Here is a 24,665-nt window from a genome sequence, read left to right on the forward strand (position 1 = left end):
CGCGGGGGCGCGGGGGGCGCGCCAGGGCCCCGGGGCCCTGGCCAACCGGCGTAGTGAACTGAAAGGCGACCTGCTCGCTCCGGCAGCCGGCCAATAGGCTCAGCGTGAATAGTAAGGTAACCGGGCGTAAACGAGTAGGCATCATAGGGCGGAGCCGGGCTAGAATTCCCGGATTACGTCCGCAATTACGTCGCAAGCCTCGTGTAGTTGTGCTTCGGTGATGACGAGGGGCGGGGCGAAGCGGATGATGTCGCCGTGGGTGGGCTTGGCCAGCACGCCGCGCTCCATCAGGCTCACGCACACATCCCAGGCCGTGCGGCCGTCATCGGCAGGCCGGATAACCACCGCATTAAGCAGGCCGCGGCCGCGCACCAGCGTCACCGTAGCGGGGCATTCGGCCTGCACCTGGCGCATCCGCTGCCGGAAAACCTCGCCCAGTCGGGCCGCATTCTCGGCCAGCTTCTCGTCGATGAGCACGTCCAGCGCTGCCCGCATTACGGCGCAGGCCAGCGGGTTGCCGCCAAACGTGGAGCCGTGCTGCCCGGGCTGAATCGTGAGCATAATAGCATCATCAGCCAGCACCGCCGACACGGGCAATACGCCACCGCTCAGGGCCTTGCCGAGGATGAGGATGTCGCCGCGCACCGCCTCGTGGTCGGAGGCGAGCAGCTTGCCTGTGCGCCCCAGGCCGGTCTGAATTTCGTCGGTAATCAGCAGCACGTTGTGCGCCTTGCAGAGCGCGGCGGCCTGCGCCAGGTAGCCCACGGCGGGCAGCACCACGCCCGCCTCGCCCTGGATGGGCTCGATCAGGAAGCCGCACACGTGCGGGTCTTGCAGAGCCGCGCCCAGGGCCTCAATGTCGTTGTAGGGCACCACCTGGTAGCCCGGCACGAAGGGCCCAAAGCCGCCCGTACTCTCGCCATCGGTGCTGAAGGAGATGATGCCCGTGGTGCGCCCGTGGAAGTTGTGCTCGGCTACCACAATGCGCGCCTGGTTGGGGGAAATGCCCTTTTCCTGGTATCCCCACTTGCGGGCCAGCTTGAGGGCCGTTTCCACGGCCTCCGCCCCGGAGTTCATCAGCAGCGCTTTGTCGTACTTAAATAGCTCGCACAGCTGCTGCTCAGCCGGCCCAAGCTGGTCGTTGAAAAACGCCCGCGAGGTCAGCGTCAGCGTTTGTGCCTGCGCCGCCAGGGCCCCGACGATGCGCGGGTGGCAGTGCCCCTGGTTCACGGCCGAGTAGGCCGAGAGGAAATCGTAGTACCGCTTGCCGTCCACGTCCCACAAATGCACGCCCTCGCCGCGGGCCAGCACCACCGGCAGCGGGTGGTAATTGTGGGCCCCGTAGCGGTTTTCGAGGGCCATGAGCTGCGCGGCGCGGCTATTGGTGGTGGGCAGGGCAGGGGCGGGAAATTGCATGGGAAGGGAATGAGCGGTGGGAATCTTACGCACTTGTTAGAAGAAGCGCGCTGAACAAGTGAAGTTTATTGGCTATCGGCATCGATTAATTTCCCGATGAAATTACCTTCCTCGGAGCCATCGGGGCGGCTGATGGTCCAGTCGAATATGTCCGACGTAGAGAAAGTAATGAGTTGATTTTGTTGGTAGGTTTTAACTACGTCGAGCTGGCTGGCAATGAAGCCTTGTACTCGCGTTCCTTGCCATTGTTTGACGCGCACGAATACTTGTTCATAGGGGCCGTTCGGGTCCGAGATACGCGTGGTGACGTAAAATGCCTGCCCGCTGGGCAACCCTTGCAAAAAGCGGTTTTTGGCTTGGGGCAAGGTGGCTCGCGCCTTTTTTATGGCGGGTGCAATGTGTTGCTCAAACGCCGCCGAAGCCGCTTCTGAATCAGCCTTATCAGCCACTACTACGCTCATAGGCCGGTCAGCAGGGGCATTGGGGGCTAGCGGGGCAGAGTTGACGGGCGCGTTTTGCTGAGCGGTTGCCTGAAAAGCGAGCAGTTGGGCAAACGAAGCAATCAACAAGAATAGGCGTAGCATAGTCGTCGGAGTTTTATGTCAGCCGTTCATTCCAACCAATGATATGGATGACGGCGCTGGCAGGCAAGTAGAGCAAAAGGTAGGGCGCTCAAAAATACAGCTATTCTAAAGCCCTAGTCGTTCGGGTAGGCCGCGCCTGACGCCGCTACCTTTGCCTGCATGCAAGCCCTTCACCACCCCGACGCGCCCGCCGCCGTGGGGCCCTACGCGCAGGCCATCGTGGCCGGCGGCTTCGTGTTTTGCTCCGGCCAAACGCCGCTCGTGCCCGCCACCATGCGCATCGAGGCCCTCACCATCGAGGACCAGACCCGGCAAGTGCTGGCCAACCTAGCCACGGTGCTTTCGGCGCAGGGCCTGGGCCTGGCCGACGTCGTGAAAACGTCGGTATTTCTGAAAAACTTCGCCGAATTTGCCCGCATGAACGCCGTGTACGCCGAGGTGTTCGGGGACCACCGCCCGGCCCGCACCACCGTCGAGGTGTCGCGCCTGCCACTGGAGGCGCTGGTTGAAATCGAGTGCATCGCCGTGCTGCCCCCCGATGCCTGCTGAGCCCAAGCGCCCCACGCTGGAAGAGTTTGCCGCCCGGCCCCTGCTGCCCGGCGATTACTACACCACGCCCGAAGGCTACCTCGTGTTCACGGCGCAGTACCACCAGCGGCGGGGCTTCTGCTGCCGCAATGGATGCCGCCATTGCCCCTGGAATTTTAGGGCCCCGGGGCCTGCGCCGGCAGGAAAATGAAACGGGTAGTTGGTAATTGGCAGACTTTTACCGATATTTGCGGCCCGTTTCCCTGCTTTGTAATTTCTAATCCCCCGATATCATGGCCCGAGTTTGTGATTTGACCGGCAAGCGCACCCGCGTTGGCAACAACGTGTCGCACGCTAATAACAAAACCAAGCGCAAGTTCTACCCGAACCTGCAGAAGAAGCGCTTCTACATCCCCGAGCAAGACGCCTGGGTGACGCTAAAAGTGGCTACTTCCACCATCCGCACCATCAGCAAAAACGGCATCACGGCCGTGCTGAAGAAAGCCAAAGACCAGGGTTTCGTTGTGTATTAACTGAGTGCGGCGCTGCGGGCTGGGCAACTACTTGCCGGCCCGCAGCGCCGCTTACTGCCAAAGCCAGCGCCGATGCGCCAGCCCCCGGGCCGGGCATCGGCGCTGGCTTTGGTGGGCCCCGGGGCCCCGGCATAGCCGGAAATACCCTGGCTGATAAGACTATAAATAAGCAATAGGAGCTTAGGCTTTTGCGGTTTCCCCAAAAGCCCGTACCTTTGCAATCCTAAAACCAAAAACAACCCCCGTCGAGATGGCCAAGAAAGGAAACCGGGTGCAGGTTATCATGGAATGCACCGAGCATAAAAATTCGGGGCTGCCGGGCACCTCGCGCTACATCACCACCAAGAACCGCAAGAATACCCCCGAGCGCATTGAGCTGAAGAAATTCAACCCGATCATGCGCAAAATGACCGTTCACAAAGAGATTAAATAACCTGCGTTATGGCTAAGAAAGTAGTAGCAACTCTGAAAACCACGGAGAACGCCAAGAACTGGGCAAAAGTCATTCGCGCCGTGAAATCGGAGAAGACGGGTGCCTACACCTTCAAGGAGGAAATGGTGCTCCTCGACAAAGTGCAGGAGTTCATCACCACCGGCAACAAGTAAGCCGCCGGCCGCTGAACAATGAAAAAGTCCCGCCTTCGTGGGACTTTTTTCGTGTCAGGCCCGGCCATTTTTGGGCCCCTGGGGCCCTAATTCTCACCCTTCTACGTTGCCCGGCCCCAGCCGGGCGCACCGCCGCACCGCATGGGCCTCTTCGATTTTTTTAAGAAAGACAAGGACAGCAAGGAGCAACAGGCCTCGCTCGACGCGGGCCTGGAGAAAACCAAGACCAACTTTTTCAACCAGCTCAGCAAGGCCGTGGTTGGCAAGAACACGGTTGACGAGGCCGTGCTCGACGACCTGGAGGCCCTGCTGGTGCATGCCGACGTGGGTATCGACACGACGGTGAAGGTGATTGACCGCATCGAGCAGCGCGTGGCCCGCGACAAGTACGTGAGCACCAACGAGCTGGACCGTATCCTGCGCGAAGAGATTGCCGGTCTGCTCGAAGACAACAACACCGGTTCGACGGCCGTGCTCGAGCGCGGCGACGCTGCGCAGGGCGCGGGGCCTTTCGTGATTATGGTGGTGGGCGTGAACGGCGTGGGCAAAACCACGACCATCGGCAAGCTGGCCCACCGCTTCCACAGCGCGGGCAAAAAGGTGGTGCTGGGCGCCGCCGATACGTTCCGGGCCGCGGCCGTGGATCAGCTCATCATCTGGGGCCAGCGCGTGGGCGTGCCCGTGGTGAGCCACGGCATGAACACCGACCCCGCTTCGGTGGCTTACGACGCCGTGCGCAAGGGCGTGGAGCTAGGGGCCGACGTAGTCATCATCGATACCGCCGGGCGCCTGCACAACAAGGTGAACTTGATGAACGAGCTCACCAAAATCAAGCGCGTGATGCAGAAGGTGATTCCCGACGCACCGCACGAAGTGCTGTTGGTGCTGGACGGCAGTACAGGCCAGAACGCCTTTTTGCAAGCCAAGGAGTTCACGAAGGCCACCGAGGTGTCGGCCCTGGCCATCACCAAGCTCGACGGCACGGCACGGGGCGGGGTGGTGATTGGCATTTCGGATCAGTTCAGCATTCCGGTGCGCTACATCGGGGTGGGGGAGAAGATGACCGATTTGCAGCTCTTCGACAAGCACACCTACGTCAATTCGCTGTTTCGCAAGTAGCCGCGGGCACTAAACTGCCCCGGCCGGCCGTTGCGGCCGCAAAGCCTTCTTGCCATGCGCCCTCTTTTTGCTTCGCTCCTTGCGCCGGCCCTGTTTATGGGGGGCCTGGCCTCGTGCAGCTCCGGCGGTAGCAACGCCGAGCCGCTGATTCCCTCCGCGCCGGTGAATATCGTCATCGACCTCACCAACCAGCAATACCGGGCCCTGCGCTTCGACAACGGCGTGGTGGCCTTGCCCGTGCAGGGCCCCGCCGGCACCGGCGGCGTGAAGGGCATACTGGTGGTGCGCCAGAACGCCAGCAGCTACCTGGCCTTTGAGCGCAACTGCCCCTACCAGCCCTACGATGCCTGCTCGCTGGTAAGCATCGACCGCCCGACGCGCCTTTTCTTAGGCGACTCGTGCTGCGGTTCGCGCTTCAGTCTCACCGGCCAGGTCATTGGGGGCCCCGCGGTGCGGCCCCTGCGTGCATATGCTACCAGCCTGCAAGGCACGCAATTAAGCATCGTGAACTAAACGGCCGGCGCATTTTTTTAACCTTTTTCTGCGCTCATCTTGCACTAACCGGCACGGCGCCGTAAGTTTGCAGTCCGAAAACGCCGGTTTCGGGACGAAATGCTTCCTTAGCTCAGCCGGTTAGAGCATCTGACTGTTAATCAGAGGGTCCCTGGTTCGAGCCCAGGAGGGAGCGCTACAAGTCTGGAACGCCCCGCAAACCTCGTGTTTGCGGGGCGTTTTGCTTAGGATTTTTGGTCAACTGTGATCCATAAAATAAAAGAAGGGGCCGACCTAGTTGGTCGGGGCCCCTTCTTTTATGGCTCCAGTTTCTGGGCGTCGGCTTGGCTGGGGGCCGGTGTCCGCATTCGTGCGGTTAATATACACTGGCTGGGAATAACTGGGCTTTGCGCGGGATAAGAATCAGTTTTTTGTGGCGCTACTTTTCTTCCGCAGCGTTGCTTTCTGGCGTTATCATAGGGATTGCCGGGTCGGCTCAGGCTGGCAATGGCCTGGGTGCGGTCCAGGAACTGGGTAAAAGTGTCGCTGGTGTACTGGCTGCCGCGGTCAGCATGCACGAGCAGGCCGGGCGGGGGCTGGCAGATGGCCACGGCCCGCTCAAAGGCGGTCAGAATCAAGTCGGTATGCAGTGACCCGCTCACCTGCCAGCCCACCACGCGCCGGGGGAAGGCATCGCGCCAGCAGGCCAGGTACGCCCAGTGGCCGGTGGCCAGGGCTAAGTAGGTGATGTCGCCGACCCAGATTTGGTTAGGAGCCGTCGCCGCGGGCCAGGTGGCGAGCTTGTTGGCGGCCGCCACGGCCTGTGGGTCGGCTGGGTGGTGCGCGGCGGCCGGGAACTGGCGCGGGTGCAGAGGGCGCACCGAGCGCTGCTACTGAGCCAGCCGCGCAAACGCTGGCGGCCCACCGCGTGGCCTTCGCGCCGCAGCTGAGCGCGCCGCCGACGCTGACCATAGCGGCCGGCGTGGGCGGCGAAAACGCGCTGGGCCGCCACTTGCCAGGCGGGCAGCACTTGTTCGGCCGTCGGCACAGGTGCGCGCTTGCACCAGGCATCGTAGCCGCTGGCACTGACGCCCAGCCGCTGGCACTGCTGCCGCACGGGCCAGTAGCGAGCGTGTAAAGCAATGAAAGCGAAGCGTTTCATCGGCCCGTCTTTTGTGAGACTGCGCATCCAGCAGTTGGGCGATGGTCAGCGCTTTTTTTAAAATATCACGCTCCGTCTCCGCACGGGCCAATTGGGCCCGCAAGTGTTTGTTTTCCTGCTCCAGCGCTTCGCTACCCGCTGGGCGGGCCGCTGGGCGGGCGGGCTGCCCGCACCCACTTGCCCAACACGGCCTTGCTCATGCCCAGCGCCTGCGCTACGCGTGTCGTCGCTTGCCCGTCCTGCGTCACGCGACGGACTGCCTCGGTCCGAAAGGCCGCATCATACTTGGTTCGGTGCCGTTTAGCGGCTGGTTTTTCTACTTCCATGACAAGGGAAAGTTACTTTCGCCCTGTCCAATTTTACCCGACCACCTCACCGCTAGAATGGGCCTTTTTACTTCTGAATGGGGTAAGAGAGGGGTGGCTCCGTATGGTCCACCTTTTTGAACTGGCTCATTCAAACAATTGAGGAAAAGTAGGTCTTCAACCCGCCCCGTTCACTCAACCACCTCATCCACGCCGATAAGGACTTTTCAGCGCGCCCGCTCCAGGTTACTACCGAGCCCTTGCCTACGAGTTCGACCTGGAGTATTGCGAGTGCAAAGGTGGTGCCTTTACCCTCTGCGCTGGCCACGGAGTTGGTGCGCTGGTGCCACTCCGCGACGGTCTGGCCGCGCAGCCGGTCATTGAAGGAATGCCGGCCCAACTATAAACTAATTATCTAATTTATATGTGCCTATATTACATCGGCTTCTGACAAAGTAAAATTATTGATTTTCTGCCTATTAGCAGTCGTAGTATTCCCCTTACTGTGGGTAGGGTGCGATGCGCTCGCCGTTTCCTTCACGCTAGCTCGGTGCTAGTTGCTTAACCCTCACCAGCATGGGCCCTATCAGCGACTTCCAGTTTTTGGAAGACTTAATGACCTGTTCGCCCGATGTGCTCTGCGCGGTGGACCTAGAAGGCACCCTCGAACGCATGAGCACCGCGTGCCGGGTTGCCTTGGGCTTCGAGCCCGCCGAGCTGCTGGGCCGACCCTTCGCCGAGCTGCTGCACCCCGACGACCGGGCCGCCGTGGCCGCCCAACTGCGCCAAGCCGCGGCAAACGAGCCCGTGCACTTTCACTGCCGCTGCCTGAACCGGGCGGGCCAGCCCGTGGCTATGGGGTGGTCGGTGAGCCGCGCCCCGGACTCTGGCGTGCTGTTGTGCTTTGGCAAGCCCGTGCCGGGTGCCCGGCGCGGCCGGTGGTCGAGCGCCGTCGGCGGGCGCACGGCGGCCTACCGGGCCGACGCGCCGGGACGCACCGAAAGCGAGCAGCGGTTTCGGCTACTGTTCGAAAAAACCCTTTCGCTGTCGGCCTTTCTGGATATGCAAGGCCGGACCCTGGACATCAACGCCGCCTTTCTGGGCTTTTTGCGGCAGCCCAAGCAGCGGGTGCTCCAGCGGCCGCTGACCGATTTTCTGGCCCTGGAGTTCCGTGCGTTGTTCATCGAAAAGTTTGCGGAAGCGCTGAGCGGCCGCACGGTGCACTACGATGCGGTGGCGCTTGACGCCGCGGGCCGGAAATTAACGCTGCGCGTAACCAAAACCCCACTGCTGGTGAATGGGCTGCTGGTGGGCATCCACGTCGCGGCGCTGGATACCACGGCCTTTTCGGCGGCGCAGGAAGAGCTGGCGCACCTGGCTGAACAACACCTCACCATTTTGGAGAGCATCTCGGGCGCCTTCCTCTCGTTTGATATCCACTGTCACCTGATTTACCTCAACCGGGAGGCGGAGCAGCTCTTCGGCCTCGACCGGGCCGCGCACGTGGGCCGGTCCGCCGGGCAGGTTTTTCCCGAAGCGCTGACGGGCGTATACCGGGCGAAATGCGAAGAGGCTTTTGCCACCGGCTGCGTCACGCAGTTCGAAACGTACGCGCCCCACCTGGGGCGCTGGCTCGACGTGAAGCTGTTCCCCTCACCCAGTGGCCTGCTGGTATACATTCTGGACATCACGGACCTGATAAAAAGTGCCAAGCAACTGAAGCTGCTGGCCCTGGTGGCCGAAGGCACCGACAACGGCGTGGTCATCGCCGGAGCTGATGGGGGCATCGAATGGGTGAATGCCAGCTTCACTAAGCACACCGGCTATACCCTGGCCGAGATGGTGGGCCGCAAGGGCGGCCACGTGCTGCAAGGCCCGGAAACGGACCCGGCGGCCGTACAGCTGTTCCGGGTGGGGCTGCAACAGACGGTGCCCTTCTCAGTCACCCTCCTCAACTATACCAAGGCCGGGCAGAAGCTGTGGTTAACCATTGACGTGACCCCGATTCATAACCAAGCCGGCGAGTTGACGCAGTACATCGCCCTGCTGCAAAACATTAATTTTCGCAAGGAAACGGAAGCCCGCCAGGGCCAAATGACCCAGGACCTGTATGCGCACAACCGGGACTTGCAGCAGTTTACGTACATGATTTCCCATAACCTGCGCGCCCCGCTGGCCAACGCCTTGGGCCTGGCTACGCTGCTGACCAAGCTCGGTAAAGACACTGATAGCTTCGACTAAGCTCTGGGCCACCTGCGCCAGAGCATGAGCCAGGCCGACGCCGTAATTACTGACCTCAACCAGGTGCTGGCCATTCGCGACAAGCAAGTAGTGCCAGAGCCGGTGGACCTGGCCGAGGTCTGCACGCAAGCTGTGGCGAGCTTGGCGCCGGCGCTGGCGCAGTGCGGCGGGCAAGTACGGCTCGCTATTGCCCCGGGCTTGGCCGTGCGCGGTACGCGCGCCTACCTCTACAGTATTTTCGATAATCTATTTTCCAACGCGCTCAAGTACCGCGCCGCGGAACGGCCCCTGGAAGTGAGCCTGTGGGCGGTGGCCGATGGGGCTGGAGGCATCACGATTTCGGTAACCGACAATGGGGTAGGCTTTGATGCCCAGCAGGCCGGGGTCAAGGTGTTTCAGCTCTACCAGCGCTTTCACAGCCGCCCGCCGGGCCGGGGCATCGGCTTGTTTCTGGTCAAAGCCCACGTGGAGGCCATGCACGGCCACATCAACGTCACGAGCACCGTGGGGGTGGGCACGCGCTTTTTGCTTTCCCTACCGGCGGCCTAAGATGGACACGTACCTCATCGACGACGACCCTATTGCCCTGTTTCTGACCACGCAGGTGCTGCGCCTGGAAGGGGCGGATAGCCACCTGCGGACCTTCCCGGGGGCCGCCGCGGCCCTAGCGTACCTGCTGCCGCGCCTGGCCACGGAGGTGCCGGCGCTCATTTTCCTCGACCTGAACATGCCCGAACTCACAGGCTGGGACTTTCTCGACGCCTTGGCGCCGCACGCGCCCGCGCTGGCAGGCCGCTGCCGGATTTACCTGCTGACTTCCTCGCTGGCGCCGGCCGATACGGCCAGCGCTGGGGCCTACCCCCTCGTGTCGGGTATCATCCACAAGCCTTTGGATCAGGACGAGGCAGAGGCCATCTGGGCCAATATACCAGGGCAAATCACCGGCCGATGCTAGTTAGGATTTACTAGTAGGGCCTCGGTTAAAAGTTTGGTCCAAATGCGCACACCACCTTGATTTAGAGGCTTAAGCACGAAAAAGATCGTTTTTGGGTACTAACGAGCTTATTGTTGGCTCAGGCTCTCACCTAGCAAAAAGTGGTGCCCAAAACAGGTTTATCCAATCAAAGCACCGTTTAGGCACTCTTACTGGCTTTCCGGTACGCCATACGAGTCTGCCAGCTGCCAAATGCGACTTCGGTACCAAACTTTTAACCAAGGTTAAAGTAGGCGACGATGCCTTCGGCCGGCAGGTGCTGACGCAGTTGCGGGCCGAAGGAATGGACACCGCTGGCGTGACTGTGGCCCCCGGGCAGCCTTCGGGGGCCCTGATTAATGTCGCGACGGGAACGGGCGAAAACAGCATCAGCGTCGCCGCTGGAGCCAACGAGTACCTGGGCCCGGCCGACGTCGAAGCGGCGTTGGCCGACGCCGCCCCCGGCACGGTGGTGGTGCTCCAACTCTAAACACCCCTGCCGACGGTCCTCCACGCGGCCCGGCAGGCCGCGGCGCGCGGGTTGCGCGTGGTCCTGAACCCGGCCCCGGCCCAGCCCTTACCCGCTAGCCTGGGTGCGGACCTCTACGCGCTGACGCCCAACCAAACCGAGGCCGAAACGCTGACCGGCGTGCGGGTAACCGATGCGGCCACGGCCACCCGCGCCGCTGCCCGCCTGCACGCGGCCGGGTTCGGCCGGGGCGTCCTCACGCTCAGCGCGCAGGGCGCCTAATGGTCCGACGCACGGGGGCGGCGCTGGTCGCGGCCCCCGTGCCGTCGGTCGATACCACGGCCGCCGGCGACTGCTTCACCGGGGCGCTGGTGGTAGCCTTGGCCGAGGGCCACGCGTTGCCCGCAGCCGTGGCGTTTGCTTGCTGGGCGGCGGCGCTCGCCGTCACCCGGCCCGGCGCCTAGGCCAGTTTACCGACCCGGGCCGAACTTGCCGGCTAGTTTCCCCTTCTGTTCATGGACAAGCGCCTTCTTATGATCGACACCGACCCCGGCGTGGACGACGCCCTGGCCCTTCAGTTTGCCCTGGGTCTGCCCCAGTTCGACGTGCGGGCCCTGACCACCGTGTTTGGCAACGTGGCAGTGGAACTGGCTACCACCAACGCGCTGCGGCTGCTGCACCTGGCCGGCCGCGCCGACATTCCCGTGGCCCAAGGCGCCGCCCACCCCTTGGCCGGCGCCTTCGACGGGGGCGCCCCCTTTGTGCACGGCGACGACGGCCAGGGCAACACCAACCATCCCCCGGCGCCGACGCAGGCCGTTGCCCAGCCCGCCGCTGAGCTGCTGGCCGAGGTGGTCGGCCGCCACCCCGGGCAGGTCACGCTCGTCGCGCTGGGCCCGCTCACCAACCTGGCGCACGCCCTGCGCGTGCGGCCCAGTCTGGTGCACGAAGTGGCCGAAGTCGTGGTCATGGGCGGCAACGCCTTTTGCGCCGGCAACGCCACCCCCGCGGCGGAAGCCAACGTGCTGTCCGACCCGGACGCGGCGGACGTCGTGCTCGGGGCGGGCTGGCCCCTGACCCTGTTTGGGCTCGACGTGACGCAGCAGGTCAACCTGCCCGGCGCGGTGCTGGACGAGCTGGCCCGCCTCACCGGCCCGCTCAGCGCCTACGTGGGCCAGGGGGTACCGTTTTACCGCCGCTTTTGCGAGCGCGTGCGCCAGATTGACGGCATCTACGTCCACGACGCGACCCCGCTGGCCTACCTGCTGGCGCCGGAGCTGTTCCGCTTCGTGCACCACCCGGTGCGCGTGGATACGCCCCCGGGCATCGGCCGGGGCAAAACCTGGCCGGCCCCCGGCGGCCCCGCCCAGCTGCAACGCCCCGCCCTGCGGCCCTGGCACGGCCGCCCGGCCGTGAAGATTGCTGTCGGGGTACAGGGCCACGCGGTGCGACCGCAGTCCTCGGCGCTGGGCCTGGCCTGGCCTGGCTGGGCCTCACCTGCGCCGTGATGCTGGCCCTGGCCTGGGGCAAGCAGCGGGTGGGCCGGCAGCTGAACAACCCCGTGCTGCAAACCGAGGGCCGCGTGACGCTGGTCGATGCTGCCCTGGCCGGGGCCGTGCTGCTGGGCCTGGGCCTGAACGCCGCCCTGGGCTGGTGGTGGGCCGATGGTGCGGTGGGATTGCTGCTGGCCGGCTACTGCCTCTGGGAAGCCCGCCACGCCTGGCACGAAGCCAGTACCCTGTAACCTCCTTGCCGGTAAAACCAAAAGCCGTATCCTTTTACCCGATTTCACTCGCTCGATGAGAAAATTCTCCCTCTACGTGGCCCTGGCCGTAGCCGCTACCCTACCCGGTTTCTATCTGCACCTGACCGGCACCCACGTAGCCCCCATGCTCGAAGCCGCTATATTCTTCGTGGCCATCCTCGGGGCGGGCTTCCTGCTTTCGTGGGGTGCCGAAGCCGCCGAGGAGCACGTCTCGCAGGGCCTGGTCATCGGAGTATTGGCCCTGGTGACGGTACTGCCCGAGTACGCTATGGATTTGTACTACACCTACCAAGCGGGCTTGCACCCGGGTTCGGCCTACGCCGGCTTCGCCGCCGCCAACATGACCGGGGCCAACCGCCTGCTCATCGGCGCGGGTTGGCCGCTTATTGTGGGGCTCTACTGGTGGCACAGCGGCAAAAAAGCGGTAGCGTTGAATTGGGATAACGCCGCCGAAATCGCCTACCTAGCCCTGGCCAGCCTCTATTCCTTTGTCATCGTGTGGCGGGGTAGCATCAGCTTTATCGATTGCGGGGTGCTGGTGGGCATCTTCGCCGCCTACCTCTGGCGCCTGAGCAAGCTGCCCAAAGCCGACCACGGCGCGGCCAAAGAGGCGGAAGCCGATGACGATGACGACGAAGTAGGCCCCGCAGCGGCCCTGGTGACCCTGCCCGTCCTGCAGCAGTGGTTGATTATGGGTGTGCTGACCATAGTGGCCGTCGCCGTCATCGTCATGGCGGCCGAGCCCTTCGCCGAAGCCCTGCTCGCCGCCGGCCGCGACTTAGGCGTCAACCAGTTCCTGCTGGTGCAGTGGGTGGCTCCCTTCGCCAGCGAGGTGCCGGAGGTGGTGCTGGTCGTGCTCTTCGTGCTCAACAACCGCCCCACGGCCGCCCTCGGGGCCCTGGTCAGCGACAAAATCAACCAGTGGACGCTGCTCGTGGGCATGATTCCGGTGGTGTACGCCATTGGGGCCGGCCACCTGACCGGCTTTCCGCTCGATGCCCGCCAGCACGAGGAATTCTTTCTCACGGCGTCCCAGTCTCTGTTCGCCGTGGCGCTGCTGCTGCGCCTGCGGTTGAGCCTAGCCAGCGCCGTCACGTTGCTGGTCCTTTTTGTGATACAGTTTGGGCTAGCCTTCGTGTTTCAGCACGACGAGGCCCGCACCATTCAGATGCTCACCAGCATGGGCTGGCTCTACCTGGCTTTGGCCGGGAGCCTCTTCCTCTGGAACCGCCAGGGCTTGCGGCACTACCTCCGGGTTGGCCTGCTAGCCCGCCCGGTGCCGGCCGAGTTGCACAAAGCGGAATCCCTGGAAGCAGAGTGACCGCGTGTGGTACCCAAAGAGCGCGCGCTGTCAAACAAGCAGCAGTAGTTAGCACAGGAAGTTCGGGGGGTACTTCTTCAACGTTCCTTTTCTCACCAGGAAGAAACTTTTGTTTTAAAATTTCCTTGCTTGTCTAGCAGTCTGCCGACGGGACTTTTAATAGAGTTTAGACATCATAATGTTTGCTAACAATACTTGAACCGCTGTCGAGATGACAGGTTCTGTTCAGGTAAGATAAGTAGCAAAAGCGCTACCTCTTCCGCAGCTGAGCTAACCGTCCACGTCGCGGCCCGCAGATTCTCAGGGCCGGCCCCGGACCAGTGCTTCGGCGCGGGGCACCCCTTGAGCGGGAACGCTTGGGTGACAGCCGCAGCCCGGCACCTAGGCATGGGCATGCAGCGCGTGAAGCACCCCGCGTACCTGCTGCTCTGTGGTGAGCATGTTGCCGTAACCAACTGTCCCTGGGCAAAGGTGCAAAAGAACGGGGCCGCTAACAAAGGGCCGGCTGGGGCAGCGTCAGCCGCGGGCAGCCACACGAACGCGATGCCGGCGTAGGCGTGGTTGGTGGCAAACTGTTCGAACACGGGGCGAAACCGTGCGCCGGCCCTACCATTTGGACTGGCCACCGCCTTCGCCTTGGGCGTGGCCCTCTATCTTGCCCAGGTCCGTTTAAGTACTTCGCTCACCTGATAACCCCTGTTATCAGCACCCAGCGCCACGCTCGGCAACGGCGAGCGGGCTGCACCGGGGTCCTGGCGTCAAGTCCCCGCTTTCAAATTATTTTTACGATGAAACTTCCCCACATGTACGGCGCGCTGCTGCTCAGTATCAGCCTAGCGCTCAGCAGTTGTAATTCCAAGCCTGATACCGACGCCCACGAGCAAGAGGTGCACGCCGGTCAGCCCAAACCAGCCCCCGTCGCCACCCCGCCCAGCCTGCGCGACACTTTGCAGCTATTGGCACACCAGCTCGACACCGTGCGCCGCCGGGGGTGTTGGGACGAGGACTTTGCCCGCCTCATGACCGTGCACCACGCCGGGGCCCAGCGCCTGGCGGCCGTCGAAGTTTCGCGAGGCCAGGACTCCACCCTGCGCGCCCTGGCCCAGCACGTGCTCAAAGGCCACGAGCGGGACAATGATGTGCTCACCCTCGCCCTGGCCCGGCAACCCCCCAGCGGCCAGGAATATCGGCCTGGCAATGCCAAGGACCCCTTCGTTCGACGCATTGCGGCGGCGCTAGCTCCGCTGCGCCAGCCACCCCCCACGCCGGGGCCCCTCGATACGGACTTTGCTACCCTCATGCAGGTGCACCACCGAAGTGGCGTCGCCCTGGCGCAAACCGAGTTGGCCTTTGGCAAGGATGCTGAACTGAAGGACGCCGCCCGACGCATTGTCCGCGACGAGCAAGCCGAAGTCTGGCAGTACCAGCGCTGGCTCAAAGCCCACGCGGCGGTCCCGGCCAATTGACCCTGCCCTGTTCTACTTACCCCCATGTTTCTCCTCATTTCCCCGGCCAGTACCCCCCCCTGGACCACGATGCTGGGCTTTTCGCTGCTGCCGGCCGTCGTGATGATTGCCGGCGCGGCCCTGGCCGTTTGGCGCGCCCCCGGCCCCCAGCTGCGCAGTGCCATTCTGCACTTCGCGGCCGGCGTCATCTTCTCCGTAGTGGCCGTCGAGCTGCTGCCCGACATTGTGCAGCACCACGCCCCCTACGAAGTGGCCCTGGGCTTTGGCCTCGGCGTGGCCGTCATGCTGGGGCTGCGCTACTTCACCCAACGCCTCGAAAAGCAGCCTAGCGCGGCAGTTGGCCTGGCGACCGCCCCTGCGGTCGCCAGGCCAACTGCTGCAACCCTGCCGTGGGGCCTGCTGGTGGCCATCGGCATCGACATCCTTATTGATGGGCTGCTGCTCGGCATCGGCTTTGCTACCGGCGCGAAGGAGGGCACCCTGCTGGCCATTGCCCTGACCATTGAGTTGCTGTCGCTGGGCCTGGCCACGGCCGTGGAGCTGCGGGAGGGCGGCCACGGCAAGGGCCGGGCGGTGGCCATCGTGGCCGGCACGTCCCTGATGCTGCTTCTCGGGGCCGGCATCGGCACCACCGTGCTGCGCGGGGCCACCGGCAACCTGCTCGAAATTGTGCTCTCTTTTGGCCTGGCGGCGCTACTCTTCCTGGTTACGGAGGAGCTGCTGACCGAGGCCCACGAGGAAACCGAAACTCCGCTGCTCACGCTGGCCTTCTTTGTCGGCTTTTTATTATTTCTGCTGCTTGGCATGGTGGCCTAGCGCGTTCATTTATAACCTATTGTGCTCATGCACCCCGCCAAAATTGAACTGACCCTCTCAGCATCCGGTCGCCACTTGGCGTTCAGCAAAGAACTACTGGATGTCGCCCACATCTTCCGCCATGTGGGCGGTGAGGGTAAACCTTGGGTGCGCCTGGCCGTGTACGCCCGTTCGCCCTATTTCGATACTGATGCCTTCGCACCGGGCACGCAACTGGGATACTATGTGCAGCACGACACTCAACAGGGCGAGGAAGAAGCCCGCAGCCATATTGTAAGTACGAGTACGGGAATACTTTAGTAGCCGTTCGAACGTACTAAGACAGAATGCAAACGCTTAATGCACAACTGCCTGCACTAAGAAACCGACCGCGCAATCTTCCGCATCGCCGCCGGCGAGTCGCCAAACTTGCACAGGGCCTCGCAGTGCTGGCGCAGCCCCGAAAACAGGATGTAGCGGATAGGTGCGCCCGCGGCCCGAATGGCGGGGCGCGAAAGCTGGGCCTGCACTTCCTTCTCGCGGGCATCGGGCACCACCAGGTACAGGGCCGTTTCATGCTCGGGCATGGAGAAGGCCAAATCCGTCAGCCGCAGAATACCGCTGTAGATGCTGGTGCTTTTCTCCACCTCAAAGGCCGCGACGACACGGCTGGTGCCGGGGGAAAACCACACGATGTCAATCAGGCGAATGGTGCTGGCTACCTCGGCCGGCACGGGCAGCTCAGGGTGCTTGTCGAGGCACAGAAACGAGAGCTTCTGGCCGCCGCAGAGGCGGTTGCGGTCGTTGATGGCCGTCGTCACGTCGCAGCCCAGGGCCTTGCCAACACGCAGCAGGTGGTGCTGCATCTCGGTGTGCTGGTTTTCCTCCTGGGCTTCGGTCTGGACCTCTTTGTGGCGCTTCTGGGCCTGCTGCTGGTACTTGTCGCGGTCCTCATCGGTGGCAAACTGCTGGTCGCCGGCAATCATCTTCTTCACGCCCACGTCGAAGAGCAGACCGCTCAGGGCCCCGTAATCGAGGCTTAAATTCTGGCGGTGTTCCTGGTTAAGGTCGCGCAGCTGGGCGCGCATCCGCAGGTATTCGGACCAAGACCCGAGCTTGATTTTCTCCCCAAACAGGGCGTTGAACCCGTTGACGATGGCCGTGTTGCAGGGCGGCATCAGGGTAGGGTGCAGAAAGTAGAGGATGCTGGCCACGGCCGGCCCCAACCCCTTGATTTTGCGGCGGTCCAGAATGTCAATCTCGCGCAGCAGCTGCTGCTCGGTGGTGGCCGCCAGGCAGCTTTCCAGGAATTGCCCGAAGGCTCGCTTGTTATCCTCGTGCTCGTAGATGTCGGGGATGCGCAGCTTGGGCTTCCAGTAGAAGGGGTGAGCCGCGCCCTGAAACACCTGCTTTTGCTCGCTGATAACGCTGAGCACGAATTCGAGCGAGGTACCCTTGAAATCGTTGCCAAAACTGCCCGCCTTGATGTCCTTCACTACCTGCTGCACCCCGCGCCGAATGGAGCGGAAGGCCTTCAAACGCTCCTCGTTGTTGATGAACCAAGTGTTGTAAACAGACTCGGAATCAGCCTTGTATTGCTGGATAAGCGGCGACAGCGCGGCAGACATAAAGTGGGGTGGGATAAATAAAACCACTAAGATGCGCAGAACCCTGGGGTCTGCCACCCGGCCGGCCAAGTCCGGCAAGCCACAGGTAGTTAAAATCCCGTGGACCCAAACCGCCAGTTCAGCGACAGATTGACTACTCGGCCCTCCACCGGGGCCCACAACTCGCGAAAAACCGGGTTACCAGCGGGAGGCAGAACCACCTGCTCCTGGCGGGTCTGACGGTAATCCAGCAGGTTTTCCCCGTTGAGCACCAGCGTCCAGGGGCCCAGCCGGTAGCGCAGCAATGCGGCCAGGATGGGGTAGCCCGGCGTCGGGGTGCCGTCGGCGCGGTACTGCTGGCCGGTGTAGGAAGCCTCCAAGCCCGCCCCGAAATTGTCGGTCACCTCCACCGTGCCCACGGCGGCAAACTTGTGGCGGGCCGCCAGTTCAAGGTGGGGATTCACTGGGTCGTACTGCCGGCGGGCATCGGTAAAGACGTAGCCCAGGTAGAGTTCCGTTTCATCGACGCGCAGGCGCAGGTAAGTCTCCAGGCCCTGGGTCACGACGGGGGCCGCCGCGTTCTGCCAAATCAGCGGGCCACTGCCAGGCAGGTAGGTACCACTGCCGGCCGTGCCGTCGGGCAACACCAGCGGGTGTTGCAGGTGGGTGTAGAAGAACGATTGGTTGAGGCTGATAACCAGCGATTCACCCTCGTCATCAAACCCCGGAATGACGCGCTGGTAATTCAGGTCGCCGTTGAGCCCCTGCGACGTTTCGGCCCGTAGCCCTTTCAGCGGCTGAATCTGCGGGTACTCCCGCTCGTCGAGGCTATTCACGTAGGGCACGGGTACCCGGTAGCCCAGGCCGCCGTTGAGGCGCGCCGTCAGCGCATCGGTTAGCTTATAAAGGATGGCCAGCCGCGGCAAGGGAAACGTGCCGTAGGCGGTGTGGCGGTCGAGGCGGAAGCCGGCCTGCACGTTGAGCCGGGCGGCCGGGTGCCAGTCGTCCTGCGCAAACGCGCCAAGCGTGGCGTAGGTATACGGGCTCCGCAACGGGGTAGGGCTACCGGCGGCGGCCCGTAGCTGTTCGCCGTTGGCATTCAGGCCAACTACCAGCGTGTGCCGCTGCCCCAGCGGGTGCAGGTAGCTGGCCTCCGTGTAATAGCTGGTTTGTTGGGCCCGGAAACCAACCGTATTGGTGGTCACGGTGCGGTTAAAGCTGGTACCGGTACCCTTGAGTGTGAGCCGTCCCGCGCCGAGGCTATCCTGGGTGTAAACGGCGTCGAGAGTGTGGCGCTGACTGGTATTGGTGACGAAATAGGCGTGGCCCAGGGCCGGGTCGGGCCCGTCGCGCAAGACGGTTTGGTCGCCGCCCTGCCGGTTGTCGAAGGTGCCCGTGTAGCCCACGGCCAACTGGCTATGGGCGGTGGGGTAGTAAAACAGCCGCGGGTGCAGGGTGAGGCTCCGCACGCGGGGCATGTCCACGAAGCCGTCGCCGTCCACGTCCACGGCCTGCTGCTGGGTGAGGCCGCCGAAGAACGAGTAGCCCCAGCGCGCGCCCCGCTGCGCGGCAAAGCCGGTGAGGTTGGTTTCGCGCAGCGTGGTTTGGTTGAGAGTGGCCGTAAACTGGGGGGTGCCAAGCGTAGGGGTTTTGCTCACCAAGTTCACCAAGCCCCCGATGGCCCCACCGCCGTAGAGGGTGGAGTTCGAGCCTTTGAGCAGCTCGACCTGACGCAAGTCGAGCGGTGGAATGGCCAGTAGGCCAAAGCTGCCCGCGAAGCCTCCGTAGAGCGGCAGGCCGTCGCGCAGAATCTGGGTGTACTGCCCTTGCAGGCCCTGAATGCGCAGGTCGGCATTGCCGGTAGTCGGGGAGGTTGGCTGCACTTGGGTGCCGGCAATGTCGCCGAGCAAGCTGGCAATGTTGCCGGGCTTGATGCCGCCCTCTTCACGCATCTCCTCCTCGCCCAGCACCTCGATGCGCTCAGGCTGGTCTTCGATGCGGGAGTTCGTGCGGGTGGCCGTCACAACAACTTCTTCGATTGCGGCCGCACTGGCCGCAAGCTCTACCACCAGGGGCTCGGTTGTGGGTTGCGGGAGCACCAGCGACAAGGTGCGCGGGGTATACCCCAGACTGGAAAATACTGCCCGGTGGCGGCCAGCGGGCAGCCCCGGCAAAGTGGCCTGGCCCACCACATCGGTAGCCGTCCCTAACTTAAGATCTGGTATAGTGATCGTTACCCCCGGTAACGGCAAATGGGTACGCGCATCGCGTACGCGCACGCGCAGTGGGCTTTGGGCCACGGCGGTGCCGGCGCTGCTCAGCAGCAACGCCATAAAAACGAGAGATTTCACAAGAGAACAGGACGCACTGCGTCCAGAAAGCGGAAGAACTGGCAGGCACTACCCGGCGGGATTTTCCAGCGCCGGACTTCAGGCATCTACCAATTTTCAGACTTGCTGCACCCCGCACCTTAGCCAGCGGCGGAGCAGCGGGGGCAGGGGCAACAAACCGCGCGACGCCCGGGCCGCCAGCCGGCGCTGCCAGAAGAACACCTGCGGACAGTACCCGCCCGAACTACGGGGCACGGACACCGCCGGTAGCTGTGTTGGGGCCGCCACCACGACCGCATCGGGAGCGGCTACGTACTCCTGAATGCCGCGCGCATAGTATGCCCGGGCATCTTCCGCGTCGGTCTGGCATACGGTATCGAGGTAAAAAATACCCAACAACAGCGTAAGCAGACGAAGCAGAGAACGGACAGGCACAGGCAGCCAGTGAAATACTGGGCAAAAATAGTCCTTTCAACCCCTAGACAGGGGATTTCCCGGTGGTTTACCAGAAAGAACCAGCCAAAAAACCGTAAGTAACCGGAAGCCGACGGAACCCTAAATCAGCGAGTCCAGGCTGCGGCGGGCGTGGCTAGCGGGCCCCAGGCGCTGAAACTCGGTGGGGGTGATGCCCGTCACCTGCCGGAATTGCCGTGAGAGGTGGGCCGGGCTGCTGTAGCCCAGCAACTCGGCCACGCCGGCAATGGGCAGCTCGTCGTAGCCAATCAACTCCTTGGCGCGCTCCACCTTCTGGCGAATGATAAACTTCTCAATCGTCAGGCCTTCGGCAGCGGAGAACAGGTGGGAAAGGTAGTGGTAGTCCTTGCCTAGGTGCTCGACCAGGTAATCGGAGTAGTTGAGCAGGCGCGGGCCGGGCGGGGGGTAGTGAATCAGGACGACCAGTAAGGTTTTGATGCGGTCCACCAGCTGGTCGCGCGCATCCTCCAGCAACTCAAACCCCGCGTCGTGCAGGCGGCTGCGGATGGCGGCCCAATCGAGGGACGTGCCGTCGGGCATGGATACGTCGGCCTCGCCCAGCGCCACGCGGTGCACCTGCAAGCCCAGGGCTGCCAGGTCTTCGCCCACCACCCGGATGCACTGGGGGCAGACCATGTTCTTAATCAGCAGCCGGTGCGAGCCCGGCGGCGGTATAACGTGCGCAATGCTGACGTCGGCTTTCATGGGATGCGTCATTATTTCACCACCAAACTACCCCGCAGCATGCCCATCCCGCAAGTAAACGGAAACGTGCCGGCCTTTTCGGGCAGTAACTCCACCAGCGTCGTTTTGAAAGCCGGCAGGTCGCGGCGGACGCTAAAATCGGGCATCAGCAGCTCCTCCGAGCAGCTATTTTCTTCGTCCCGATAGAAGCTCAGCTGCACGGGCTTGCCTTTTTCTACTTCAATGATGTCGGGCGAGTAGCCCCCTTTTACGGTGATGGCCACTTCCTGCACGCCGCTGGAGGAGGAAACGGCGCTGGCCGTCTGGCGGGCCGAAAAGAAGAAGTACCACAGCACGAAGGCGGCCAGGCCCAGGCCGACTACGGTAACAAGGAGGGCGGTCGTATCCATGGCTAGTAAAGGTTAGTGGTTGTCGAAAGAACGCAGGCGCAAGGAATTGGTCAGCACCGATACCGAGCTGAGGGCCATCGCGCCCGCCGCCAGCATGGGCGAGAGCAGGATGCCGAAGAAGGGGTAGAGCAGCCCGGCCGCGATGGGAATGCCCAGCGTGTTGTAGATGAAGGCAAAAAACAGGTTCTGCTTGATGGTGCGGATGGTCTGGCGGCTCAGCTCGATGGCCGTGACCACGCCATGCAGGTCGGAGCGCATGAGGGTGATGCCGGCCGCTTCCATCGCCACGTCGGTGCCCGAGCCGATGGCCAGGCCGATGTCGGCCTGGGCCAGCGCGGGCGCGTCGTTGATGCCGTCGCCGACCATAGCCACGACGCGCCCCTCGCCTTGCAGCTCCTTCACCTTGCCGGCCTTATCGGCCGGGAGCACTTCGGCGAAGTAGCGCGTGATGCCCACCTGGCCCGCCACCTGGGCGGCCGTCTGGGGGTTGTCACCCGTCATCATTACCACCTCGATACCCAGGGATTGCAGCTTTTTGATAGCAGCGGCCGAAGTGTCGCGCACGGTGTCGGCCACGCCCACCAAGCCTACGGCCTGCCCGGCCACGGCCACGTAGAGCACCGTTTTGGCCTGGCTTAGCAGCTGTTCGGCCTGTGCTGTCAGTTCAGGCGAAAGGGTAACGCCCTCGTCGGTGAGCAGGCGCCGGTTGCCGATGAGTACGGCCTGGCCGTCCACGGTGGCCGCCGCTCCTTTGCCCTCCACGGCCCGGAAGCCAGTGGCGGCTAGGTTACCACTGCCCTGGGCCTCGGCGTGACGCACCACGGCCTCGGCCAGCGGGTGTTCGCTCTGCCGCTCCACGGCGGCTACCAGCTGCAACAGGCGCGGTACGTCCTGACCGGGGGCTACAAAGTCCGTCACGGCCGGCTCGCCGCGGGTGATGGTGCCGGTTTTGTCCAGCAGCACGGTGTTCACCTGGTAAGCTTTTTCCAGCGCTTCGGCGTTGCGAATCAGCACCCCGTGCTCGGCGCCTTTGCCAGTGCTGACCATGATGGCCGTGGGCGTAGCCAGTCCCAGCGCGCAGGGGCAGGCAATGATGAGCACGGCCACGAAGTTGACCAGCGCCAGCGGCAGGCGCGTGCCCGCCGGGGCCAAATCAAACCAGAGCACAAACGTCAGAATGGCAATGACGACCACCGTGGGCACGAAAATGGCGCTCACCTTGTCGGCCAGCCGCTGAATGGGGGCCCGGCTGCCTTGGGCGTCTTCCACCAGCTGCACAATCTGCGAAAGCATGGTGTCGGCCCCCACTTTGGTTACTTCAAAGCGGAAGGAGCCGGTCTTATTGAGGGTGGCCCCGAACACCGGGTCACCGGTGCGCTTTGCCACCGGCAGGCTCTCACCGGTGAGCATGGCTTCGTCGAGCGACGACTGGCCTTCGGTGATGCGGCCATCGGTAGCCACCTTTTCGCCGGGGCGCACCACCACGATGTCGCCGAGCTGCACCTGCTCAATGGGTACGTCTATTTCCTGGCCACCGGGCCGTACCACGCGGGCCGTTTTGGCTTGCAGGCCGATGAGCGACTTCATGGCGGCCGAGGTCTGGGTTTTGGCGCGCAGCTCCAGCACCTTGCCCAGCAGAATCAGGGCAATGATAGTAGCCGTAGTATCGTAGTACACTTCCGGCACGATACCCCGGCTGGTGAAGAAACCCGGTACGACAGTTGCCGCCAGGCTGTAGCCAAACGCCGCGCCGGTGCCCACGGCAATGAGCGTATCCATGTTGGCCGACCGGTGCTTGAAGCCGTTCCAAGCCGACACGTAGAACTCGCGCCCGCTGTAGCCCAGCACGGGCAGCGTGAGCAGCAGCAGCAGGTAGTTGAGCCACTGCGTATTCACGCGCTGCATCAGGGCGGGCCAGAGCATCAGCATACTCAGCGGCATAATGGCCACGACCAAGCCCACGGCCACCCAGAAGCGGCGTTTGAGCTGCTGGTAAGCCAGGGCCTTCTGGCGGTCGATTTCGGCGCTACGCTCGGCGGCACTGGTGTTGGGGGCCCGCTCGGTCACGCCGTAGCCGGCATTAACGACGGCTTCTTTCAGGGTGGCCGGGCTGGCCTGGCCGGGCACGTACTGCACGGTGGCCTTTTCGGTGGCAAAATTGACCAGTGCGCGCTGCACGCCGGGAGCCCGGCTCAGCGACTTTTCTACGGCCGAGGCGCACGAGGCACAGGTCATGCCTTCGATGTCGAGGGTTTCGGTTTTGGTAGTTGGTTCCATAACAGCAGGTTACTACGTGGCTGCTGGGCCCAAGCCCTCAGCAGAGCAAGCCCACAACCACGTTGTAAAGGAACGGCGCTCCCCCGGCGAAGTTGGTACTGAATACCGCCGCAGAATTGCATAATTTGACGGATAGTAGCGCCGTTTGCAGCTAGCTAATTCCCGGTTTATTTGTCGTTGCTAGCCCCTGCGAACTCATAAATTCCGGCTGCGCACTTGCATAATCCTGGCAACGAATAGTGTTTGGCAACAGCCCACTACCCTTGCGGAATAGCCTAAAAAACAACCCAGTGCCGCATTTTCTTTCGGCTTACTCCCCCTGGTGGCCGGGCGCGAAACCCTTTGCGGGGTTTGTAGTTGACTAAATGAGCCAACTCCTCACCGGAGCCAGGCCTATTTTTGCGGTTGCTTCGTGCCCGTTATGTTCCGTACCCTGTTCCCCTTCCGCCGTTTGCTGGCGACGAGCTTCCTGCTCGTCTTCGTCAACGTGTTCGTGGGGCAGTGCTGGTGCGCCACGGTAAACCCGGTGGCAGTGGCCCCGCACGCGGCGGGCCTGGCGCACCACAAAGCCGCTGAAAAGCCCGCGCATCCGGGCTGCCACGGCCACGGCGACCCAGCGGAACACCCCGGCAAGCACAAGGGCCATTCGTCTAAATCGACCACCCGCCACGACTGTTGCAAGGACAAGTCGGCCTCACTGCTTTCGTCTTTGAACTCGCCTGGGCAGAAGCAACTGCTTATGCCCGCCCCAGCCGTGTTACCAGCGGCTATTGCGTTTCATTTCCGGCCCCAGGCCAGTCAGTGGGACCGCACTCAGGCGGTTACGTTGGTGCCACCTCGGCACTTGAAGCCCAAAATACCCGACATCCGCATTTTTGTTCAGTCGCTGACTATCTGATTTTTCTGACGCGCTGAGGCTCGCGTCGGCATAGCTACGCTATGGCCGGCGCGAGCCTTTTCGTTTGCTCGTCGGCGTGGCCTGACCACGCTTCCTCCCTCGCATTTTCTGGGTCTTCCCTCCGCGCTGTCAGGCCTACGCCACGTTGCGGTCGCCATGAGTTTCGTGCTCAGGCAGCAATGGGATGCCTAGTCTTTACCGCTAAATGCC

28 protein-coding genes, 1 tRNA gene and 1 pseudogene are annotated in these 24,665 nt (G+C 63.1%); 20 read left to right on the forward strand and 10 right to left on the reverse strand.

The genetic code is table 11. The annotated features are described in order from the left end of the window. Positions 1-159 precede the first annotated feature (159 nt). On the reverse strand, positions 160-1,416 hold the full coding sequence (gene rocD / locus BEN49_RS03515; protein ID WP_070740830.1) for an ornithine--oxo-acid transaminase: 1,257 nt from the start codon (positions 1,414-1,416) through the stop codon (positions 160-162). A gap of 65 nt (positions 1,417-1,481) precedes the next feature. Continuing rightward, positions 1,482-2,000, reverse strand: coding sequence for a DUF2314 domain-containing protein (locus BEN49_RS03520; protein WP_070740833.1), 519 nt, complete (start codon positions 1,998-2,000; stop codon positions 1,482-1,484). Between the two features lie 159 nt (positions 2,001-2,159). Here BEN49_RS03520 and BEN49_RS03525 point away from each other — a divergent pair, with 159 nt between their 5' ends. From BEN49_RS03525 to BEN49_RS03555, 8 genes are all read left to right on the forward strand, one after another. After that, entirely contained in the window at positions 2,160-2,549 is a 390-nt protein-coding gene (locus BEN49_RS03525; protein WP_070740836.1) for a RidA family protein, read from the forward strand. Beyond that, positions 2,539-2,739 carry a C1orf53 family protein gene (locus BEN49_RS03530; RefSeq protein ID WP_070740839.1) on the forward strand — a complete coding sequence of 67 codons (201 nt, stop codon included), beginning with the start codon at positions 2,539-2,541 and terminating at the stop codon, positions 2,737-2,739. Before BEN49_RS03525 ends, BEN49_RS03530 begins: the two co-directional genes overlap by 11 nt. A gap of 82 nt (positions 2,740-2,821) precedes the next feature. After that, complete coding sequence (rpmB, locus tag BEN49_RS03535) at positions 2,822-3,061, forward strand: 50S ribosomal protein L28 (RefSeq protein ID WP_070740843.1); 240 nt, start codon at positions 2,822-2,824, stop codon at positions 3,059-3,061. Positions 3,062-3,311: 250 nt separating this feature from the next. Next, positions 3,312-3,494 carry a 50S ribosomal protein L33 gene (rpmG, locus tag BEN49_RS03540; protein WP_068227398.1) on the forward strand — a complete coding sequence of 61 codons (183 nt, stop codon included), beginning with the start codon at positions 3,312-3,314 and terminating at the stop codon, positions 3,492-3,494. Between the two features lie 8 nt (positions 3,495-3,502). After that, positions 3,503-3,667 (forward strand): DUF4295 domain-containing protein, encoded by a 165-nt coding sequence (locus BEN49_RS25260; protein ID WP_071889711.1) that lies wholly within the window; start codon positions 3,503-3,505, stop codon positions 3,665-3,667. A gap of 141 nt (positions 3,668-3,808) precedes the next feature. Beyond that, the gene (gene ftsY, locus BEN49_RS03545) at positions 3,809-4,786 is read left to right on the forward strand and encodes a signal recognition particle-docking protein FtsY (RefSeq protein WP_070740846.1); all 978 of its coding nucleotides are present in this window, start codon (positions 3,809-3,811) and stop codon (positions 4,784-4,786) included. 54 nt (positions 4,787-4,840) lie between these two features. Next, positions 4,841-5,299 (forward strand): Rieske (2Fe-2S) protein, encoded by a 459-nt coding sequence (locus tag BEN49_RS03550; RefSeq protein ID WP_239691802.1) that lies wholly within the window; start codon positions 4,841-4,843, stop codon positions 5,297-5,299. Between the two features lie 101 nt (positions 5,300-5,400). Next, a tRNA-Asn gene (locus BEN49_RS03555) sits at positions 5,401-5,474 on the forward strand. 121 nt (positions 5,475-5,595) lie between these two features. Here the strand turns inward: BEN49_RS03555 and BEN49_RS03560 are convergent. Next, entirely contained in the window at positions 5,596-6,159 is a 564-nt protein-coding gene (locus BEN49_RS03560) for a DDE-type integrase/transposase/recombinase (protein ID WP_070740852.1), read from the reverse strand. 412 nt (positions 6,160-6,571) lie between these two features. Beyond that, positions 6,572-6,766, reverse strand: a complete 195-nt coding sequence (locus BEN49_RS03565; RefSeq protein ID WP_070740855.1) for a transposase — start codon at positions 6,764-6,766, stop codon at positions 6,572-6,574. Between the two features lie 555 nt (positions 6,767-7,321). Between BEN49_RS03565 and BEN49_RS03575 the strand changes: the two genes are divergently transcribed. The 11 genes and pseudogenes from BEN49_RS03575 to BEN49_RS26545 all read left to right on the forward strand — a co-directional run bounded on the left by BEN49_RS03575 (position 7,322) and on the right by BEN49_RS26545 (position 16,096). Beyond that, positions 7,322-8,986 carry a PAS domain-containing protein gene (locus BEN49_RS03575; protein WP_070740862.1) on the forward strand — a complete coding sequence of 555 codons (1,665 nt, stop codon included), beginning with the start codon at positions 7,322-7,324 and terminating at the stop codon, positions 8,984-8,986. A gap of 24 nt (positions 8,987-9,010) precedes the next feature. Continuing rightward, positions 9,011-9,535 carry a sensor histidine kinase gene (locus BEN49_RS03580; RefSeq protein WP_070740865.1) on the forward strand — a complete coding sequence of 175 codons (525 nt, stop codon included), beginning with the start codon at positions 9,011-9,013 and terminating at the stop codon, positions 9,533-9,535. A gap of 1 nt (position 9,536) precedes the next feature. Beyond that, positions 9,537-9,941, forward strand: coding sequence for a response regulator (locus BEN49_RS03585; RefSeq protein WP_070740868.1), 405 nt, complete (start codon positions 9,537-9,539; stop codon positions 9,939-9,941). A gap of 91 nt (positions 9,942-10,032) precedes the next feature. Then, a pseudogene (locus tag BEN49_RS30020) lies at positions 10,033-10,710 on the forward strand (PfkB family carbohydrate kinase). Beyond that, positions 10,710-10,892: a PfkB family carbohydrate kinase gene (locus tag BEN49_RS30025; protein ID WP_070740878.1), complete on the forward strand. Its 183-nt coding sequence runs from the start codon at positions 10,710-10,712 to the stop codon at positions 10,890-10,892. The pseudogene BEN49_RS30020 and the gene BEN49_RS30025 overlap by 1 nt, the downstream one beginning before the upstream one ends. 51 nt (positions 10,893-10,943) lie before the next feature. Beyond that, positions 10,944-11,936, forward strand: coding sequence for a nucleoside hydrolase (locus BEN49_RS03605; protein ID WP_070740881.1), 993 nt, complete (start codon positions 10,944-10,946; stop codon positions 11,934-11,936). Beyond that, positions 11,936-12,172 (forward strand): cation diffusion facilitator family transporter, encoded by a 237-nt coding sequence (locus BEN49_RS03610; RefSeq protein WP_070740884.1) that lies wholly within the window; start codon positions 11,936-11,938, stop codon positions 12,170-12,172. The genes BEN49_RS03605 and BEN49_RS03610 overlap by 1 nt, the downstream gene beginning before the upstream one ends. Before the next feature lie 55 nt (positions 12,173-12,227). After that, entirely contained in the window at positions 12,228-13,514 is a 1,287-nt protein-coding gene (locus tag BEN49_RS03615; protein ID WP_070740886.1) for a sodium/calcium exchanger protein, read from the forward strand. A 788-nt stretch (positions 13,515-14,302) separates the two neighbouring features. After that, positions 14,303-14,980, forward strand: a complete 678-nt coding sequence (locus BEN49_RS03625) for a DUF305 domain-containing protein (RefSeq protein WP_083325730.1) — start codon at positions 14,303-14,305, stop codon at positions 14,978-14,980. A gap of 24 nt (positions 14,981-15,004) precedes the next feature. Beyond that, positions 15,005-15,796 carry a ZIP family metal transporter gene (locus BEN49_RS03630; RefSeq protein WP_239691803.1) on the forward strand — a complete coding sequence of 264 codons (792 nt, stop codon included), beginning with the start codon at positions 15,005-15,007 and terminating at the stop codon, positions 15,794-15,796. Between the two features lie 27 nt (positions 15,797-15,823). After that, the gene (locus tag BEN49_RS26545; RefSeq protein WP_125916474.1) at positions 15,824-16,096 is read left to right on the forward strand and encodes a hypothetical protein; all 273 of its coding nucleotides are present in this window, start codon (positions 15,824-15,826) and stop codon (positions 16,094-16,096) included. A gap of 56 nt (positions 16,097-16,152) precedes the next feature. On the opposite strand, the gene BEN49_RS03635 is transcribed toward BEN49_RS26545, so the two are convergent. The 6 genes from BEN49_RS03635 to BEN49_RS03660 form a co-directional block, all read right to left on the reverse strand. Continuing rightward, positions 16,153-17,403 (reverse strand): type II restriction enzyme NmeDI-related protein, encoded by a 1,251-nt coding sequence (locus tag BEN49_RS03635; protein WP_070740896.1) that lies wholly within the window; start codon positions 17,401-17,403, stop codon positions 16,153-16,155. An 89-nt stretch (positions 17,404-17,492) separates the two neighbouring features. After that, positions 17,493-19,715: a TonB-dependent receptor gene (locus tag BEN49_RS03640; protein ID WP_070740899.1), complete on the reverse strand. Its 2,223-nt coding sequence runs from the start codon at positions 19,713-19,715 to the stop codon at positions 17,493-17,495. Between the two features lie 114 nt (positions 19,716-19,829). Continuing rightward, a complete protein-coding gene (locus BEN49_RS03645) occupies positions 19,830-20,147 on the reverse strand; it encodes a hypothetical protein (protein ID WP_070740902.1) in 318 nt (105 codons plus the stop codon). A gap of 120 nt (positions 20,148-20,267) precedes the next feature. Continuing rightward, positions 20,268-20,891 (reverse strand): helix-turn-helix domain-containing protein, encoded by a 624-nt coding sequence (locus BEN49_RS03650; RefSeq protein WP_070740905.1) that lies wholly within the window; start codon positions 20,889-20,891, stop codon positions 20,268-20,270. A gap of 11 nt (positions 20,892-20,902) precedes the next feature. Continuing rightward, complete coding sequence (locus tag BEN49_RS03655; RefSeq protein WP_070740908.1) at positions 20,903-21,280, reverse strand: cupredoxin domain-containing protein; 378 nt, start codon at positions 21,278-21,280, stop codon at positions 20,903-20,905. A gap of 12 nt (positions 21,281-21,292) precedes the next feature. Beyond that, entirely contained in the window at positions 21,293-23,557 is a 2,265-nt protein-coding gene (locus BEN49_RS03660; protein ID WP_070740911.1) for a heavy metal translocating P-type ATPase, read from the reverse strand. A gap of 421 nt (positions 23,558-23,978) precedes the next feature. Here BEN49_RS03660 and BEN49_RS03665 point away from each other — a divergent pair, with 421 nt between their 5' ends. Next, a complete protein-coding gene (locus tag BEN49_RS03665; RefSeq protein ID WP_070740914.1) occupies positions 23,979-24,455 on the forward strand; it encodes a hypothetical protein in 477 nt (158 codons plus the stop codon). Positions 24,456-24,665: the final 210 nt, after the last annotated feature.

Source organism: Hymenobacter coccineus, from assembly GCF_001816125.1.
Lineage (GTDB): Bacteria > Bacteroidota > Bacteroidia > Cytophagales > Hymenobacteraceae > Hymenobacter > Hymenobacter coccineus.

Bases quoted from the DNA above. Each gene is read 5' to 3' on its own strand.
- rocD (WP_070740830.1), bottom strand. From the start codon at position 1,416: ATGCAATTTCCCGCCCCTGCCCTGCCCACCACCAATAGCCGCGCCGCG.
- BEN49_RS03520 (WP_070740833.1), bottom strand. From the start codon at position 2,000: ATGCTACGCCTATTCTTGTTGATTGCTTCGTTTGCCCAACTGCTCGCT.
- BEN49_RS03525 (WP_070740836.1), top strand. From the start codon at position 2,160: ATGCAAGCCCTTCACCACCCCGACGCGCCCGCCGCCGTGGGGCCCTAC.
- BEN49_RS03530 (WP_070740839.1), top strand. From the start codon at position 2,539: ATGCCTGCTGAGCCCAAGCGCCCCACGCTGGAAGAGTTTGCCGCCCGG.
- rpmB (WP_070740843.1), top strand. From the start codon at position 2,822: ATGGCCCGAGTTTGTGATTTGACCGGCAAGCGCACCCGCGTTGGCAAC.
- rpmG (WP_068227398.1), top strand. From the start codon at position 3,312: ATGGCCAAGAAAGGAAACCGGGTGCAGGTTATCATGGAATGCACCGAG.
- BEN49_RS25260 (WP_071889711.1), top strand. From the start codon at position 3,503: ATGGCTAAGAAAGTAGTAGCAACTCTGAAAACCACGGAGAACGCCAAG.
- ftsY (WP_070740846.1), top strand. From the start codon at position 3,809: ATGGGCCTCTTCGATTTTTTTAAGAAAGACAAGGACAGCAAGGAGCAA.
- BEN49_RS03550 (WP_239691802.1), top strand. From the start codon at position 4,841: ATGCGCCCTCTTTTTGCTTCGCTCCTTGCGCCGGCCCTGTTTATGGGG.
- BEN49_RS03565 (WP_070740855.1), bottom strand. From the start codon at position 6,766: ATGGAAGTAGAAAAACCAGCCGCTAAACGGCACCGAACCAAGTATGAT.
- BEN49_RS03575 (WP_070740862.1), top strand. From the start codon at position 7,322: ATGGGCCCTATCAGCGACTTCCAGTTTTTGGAAGACTTAATGACCTGT.
- BEN49_RS03580 (WP_070740865.1), top strand. From the start codon at position 9,011: ATGAGCCAGGCCGACGCCGTAATTACTGACCTCAACCAGGTGCTGGCC.
- BEN49_RS03585 (WP_070740868.1), top strand. From the start codon at position 9,537: ATGGACACGTACCTCATCGACGACGACCCTATTGCCCTGTTTCTGACC.
- BEN49_RS30025 (WP_070740878.1), top strand. From the start codon at position 10,710: ATGGTCCGACGCACGGGGGCGGCGCTGGTCGCGGCCCCCGTGCCGTCG.
- BEN49_RS03605 (WP_070740881.1), top strand. From the start codon at position 10,944: ATGGACAAGCGCCTTCTTATGATCGACACCGACCCCGGCGTGGACGAC.
- BEN49_RS03610 (WP_070740884.1), top strand. From the start codon at position 11,936: ATGCTGGCCCTGGCCTGGGGCAAGCAGCGGGTGGGCCGGCAGCTGAAC.
- BEN49_RS03615 (WP_070740886.1), top strand. From the start codon at position 12,228: ATGAGAAAATTCTCCCTCTACGTGGCCCTGGCCGTAGCCGCTACCCTA.
- BEN49_RS03625 (WP_083325730.1), top strand. From the start codon at position 14,303: ATGAAACTTCCCCACATGTACGGCGCGCTGCTGCTCAGTATCAGCCTA.
- BEN49_RS03630 (WP_239691803.1), top strand. From the start codon at position 15,005: ATGTTTCTCCTCATTTCCCCGGCCAGTACCCCCCCCTGGACCACGATG.
- BEN49_RS26545 (WP_125916474.1), top strand. From the start codon at position 15,824: ATGCACCCCGCCAAAATTGAACTGACCCTCTCAGCATCCGGTCGCCAC.
- BEN49_RS03635 (WP_070740896.1), bottom strand. From the start codon at position 17,403: ATGTCTGCCGCGCTGTCGCCGCTTATCCAGCAATACAAGGCTGATTCC.
- BEN49_RS03640 (WP_070740899.1), bottom strand. From the start codon at position 19,715: ATGGCGTTGCTGCTGAGCAGCGCCGGCACCGCCGTGGCCCAAAGCCCA.
- BEN49_RS03650 (WP_070740905.1), bottom strand. From the start codon at position 20,891: ATGAAAGCCGACGTCAGCATTGCGCACGTTATACCGCCGCCGGGCTCG.
- BEN49_RS03655 (WP_070740908.1), bottom strand. From the start codon at position 21,280: ATGGATACGACCGCCCTCCTTGTTACCGTAGTCGGCCTGGGCCTGGCC.
- BEN49_RS03660 (WP_070740911.1), bottom strand. From the start codon at position 23,557: ATGGAACCAACTACCAAAACCGAAACCCTCGACATCGAAGGCATGACC.
- BEN49_RS03665 (WP_070740914.1), top strand. From the start codon at position 23,979: ATGTTCCGTACCCTGTTCCCCTTCCGCCGTTTGCTGGCGACGAGCTTC.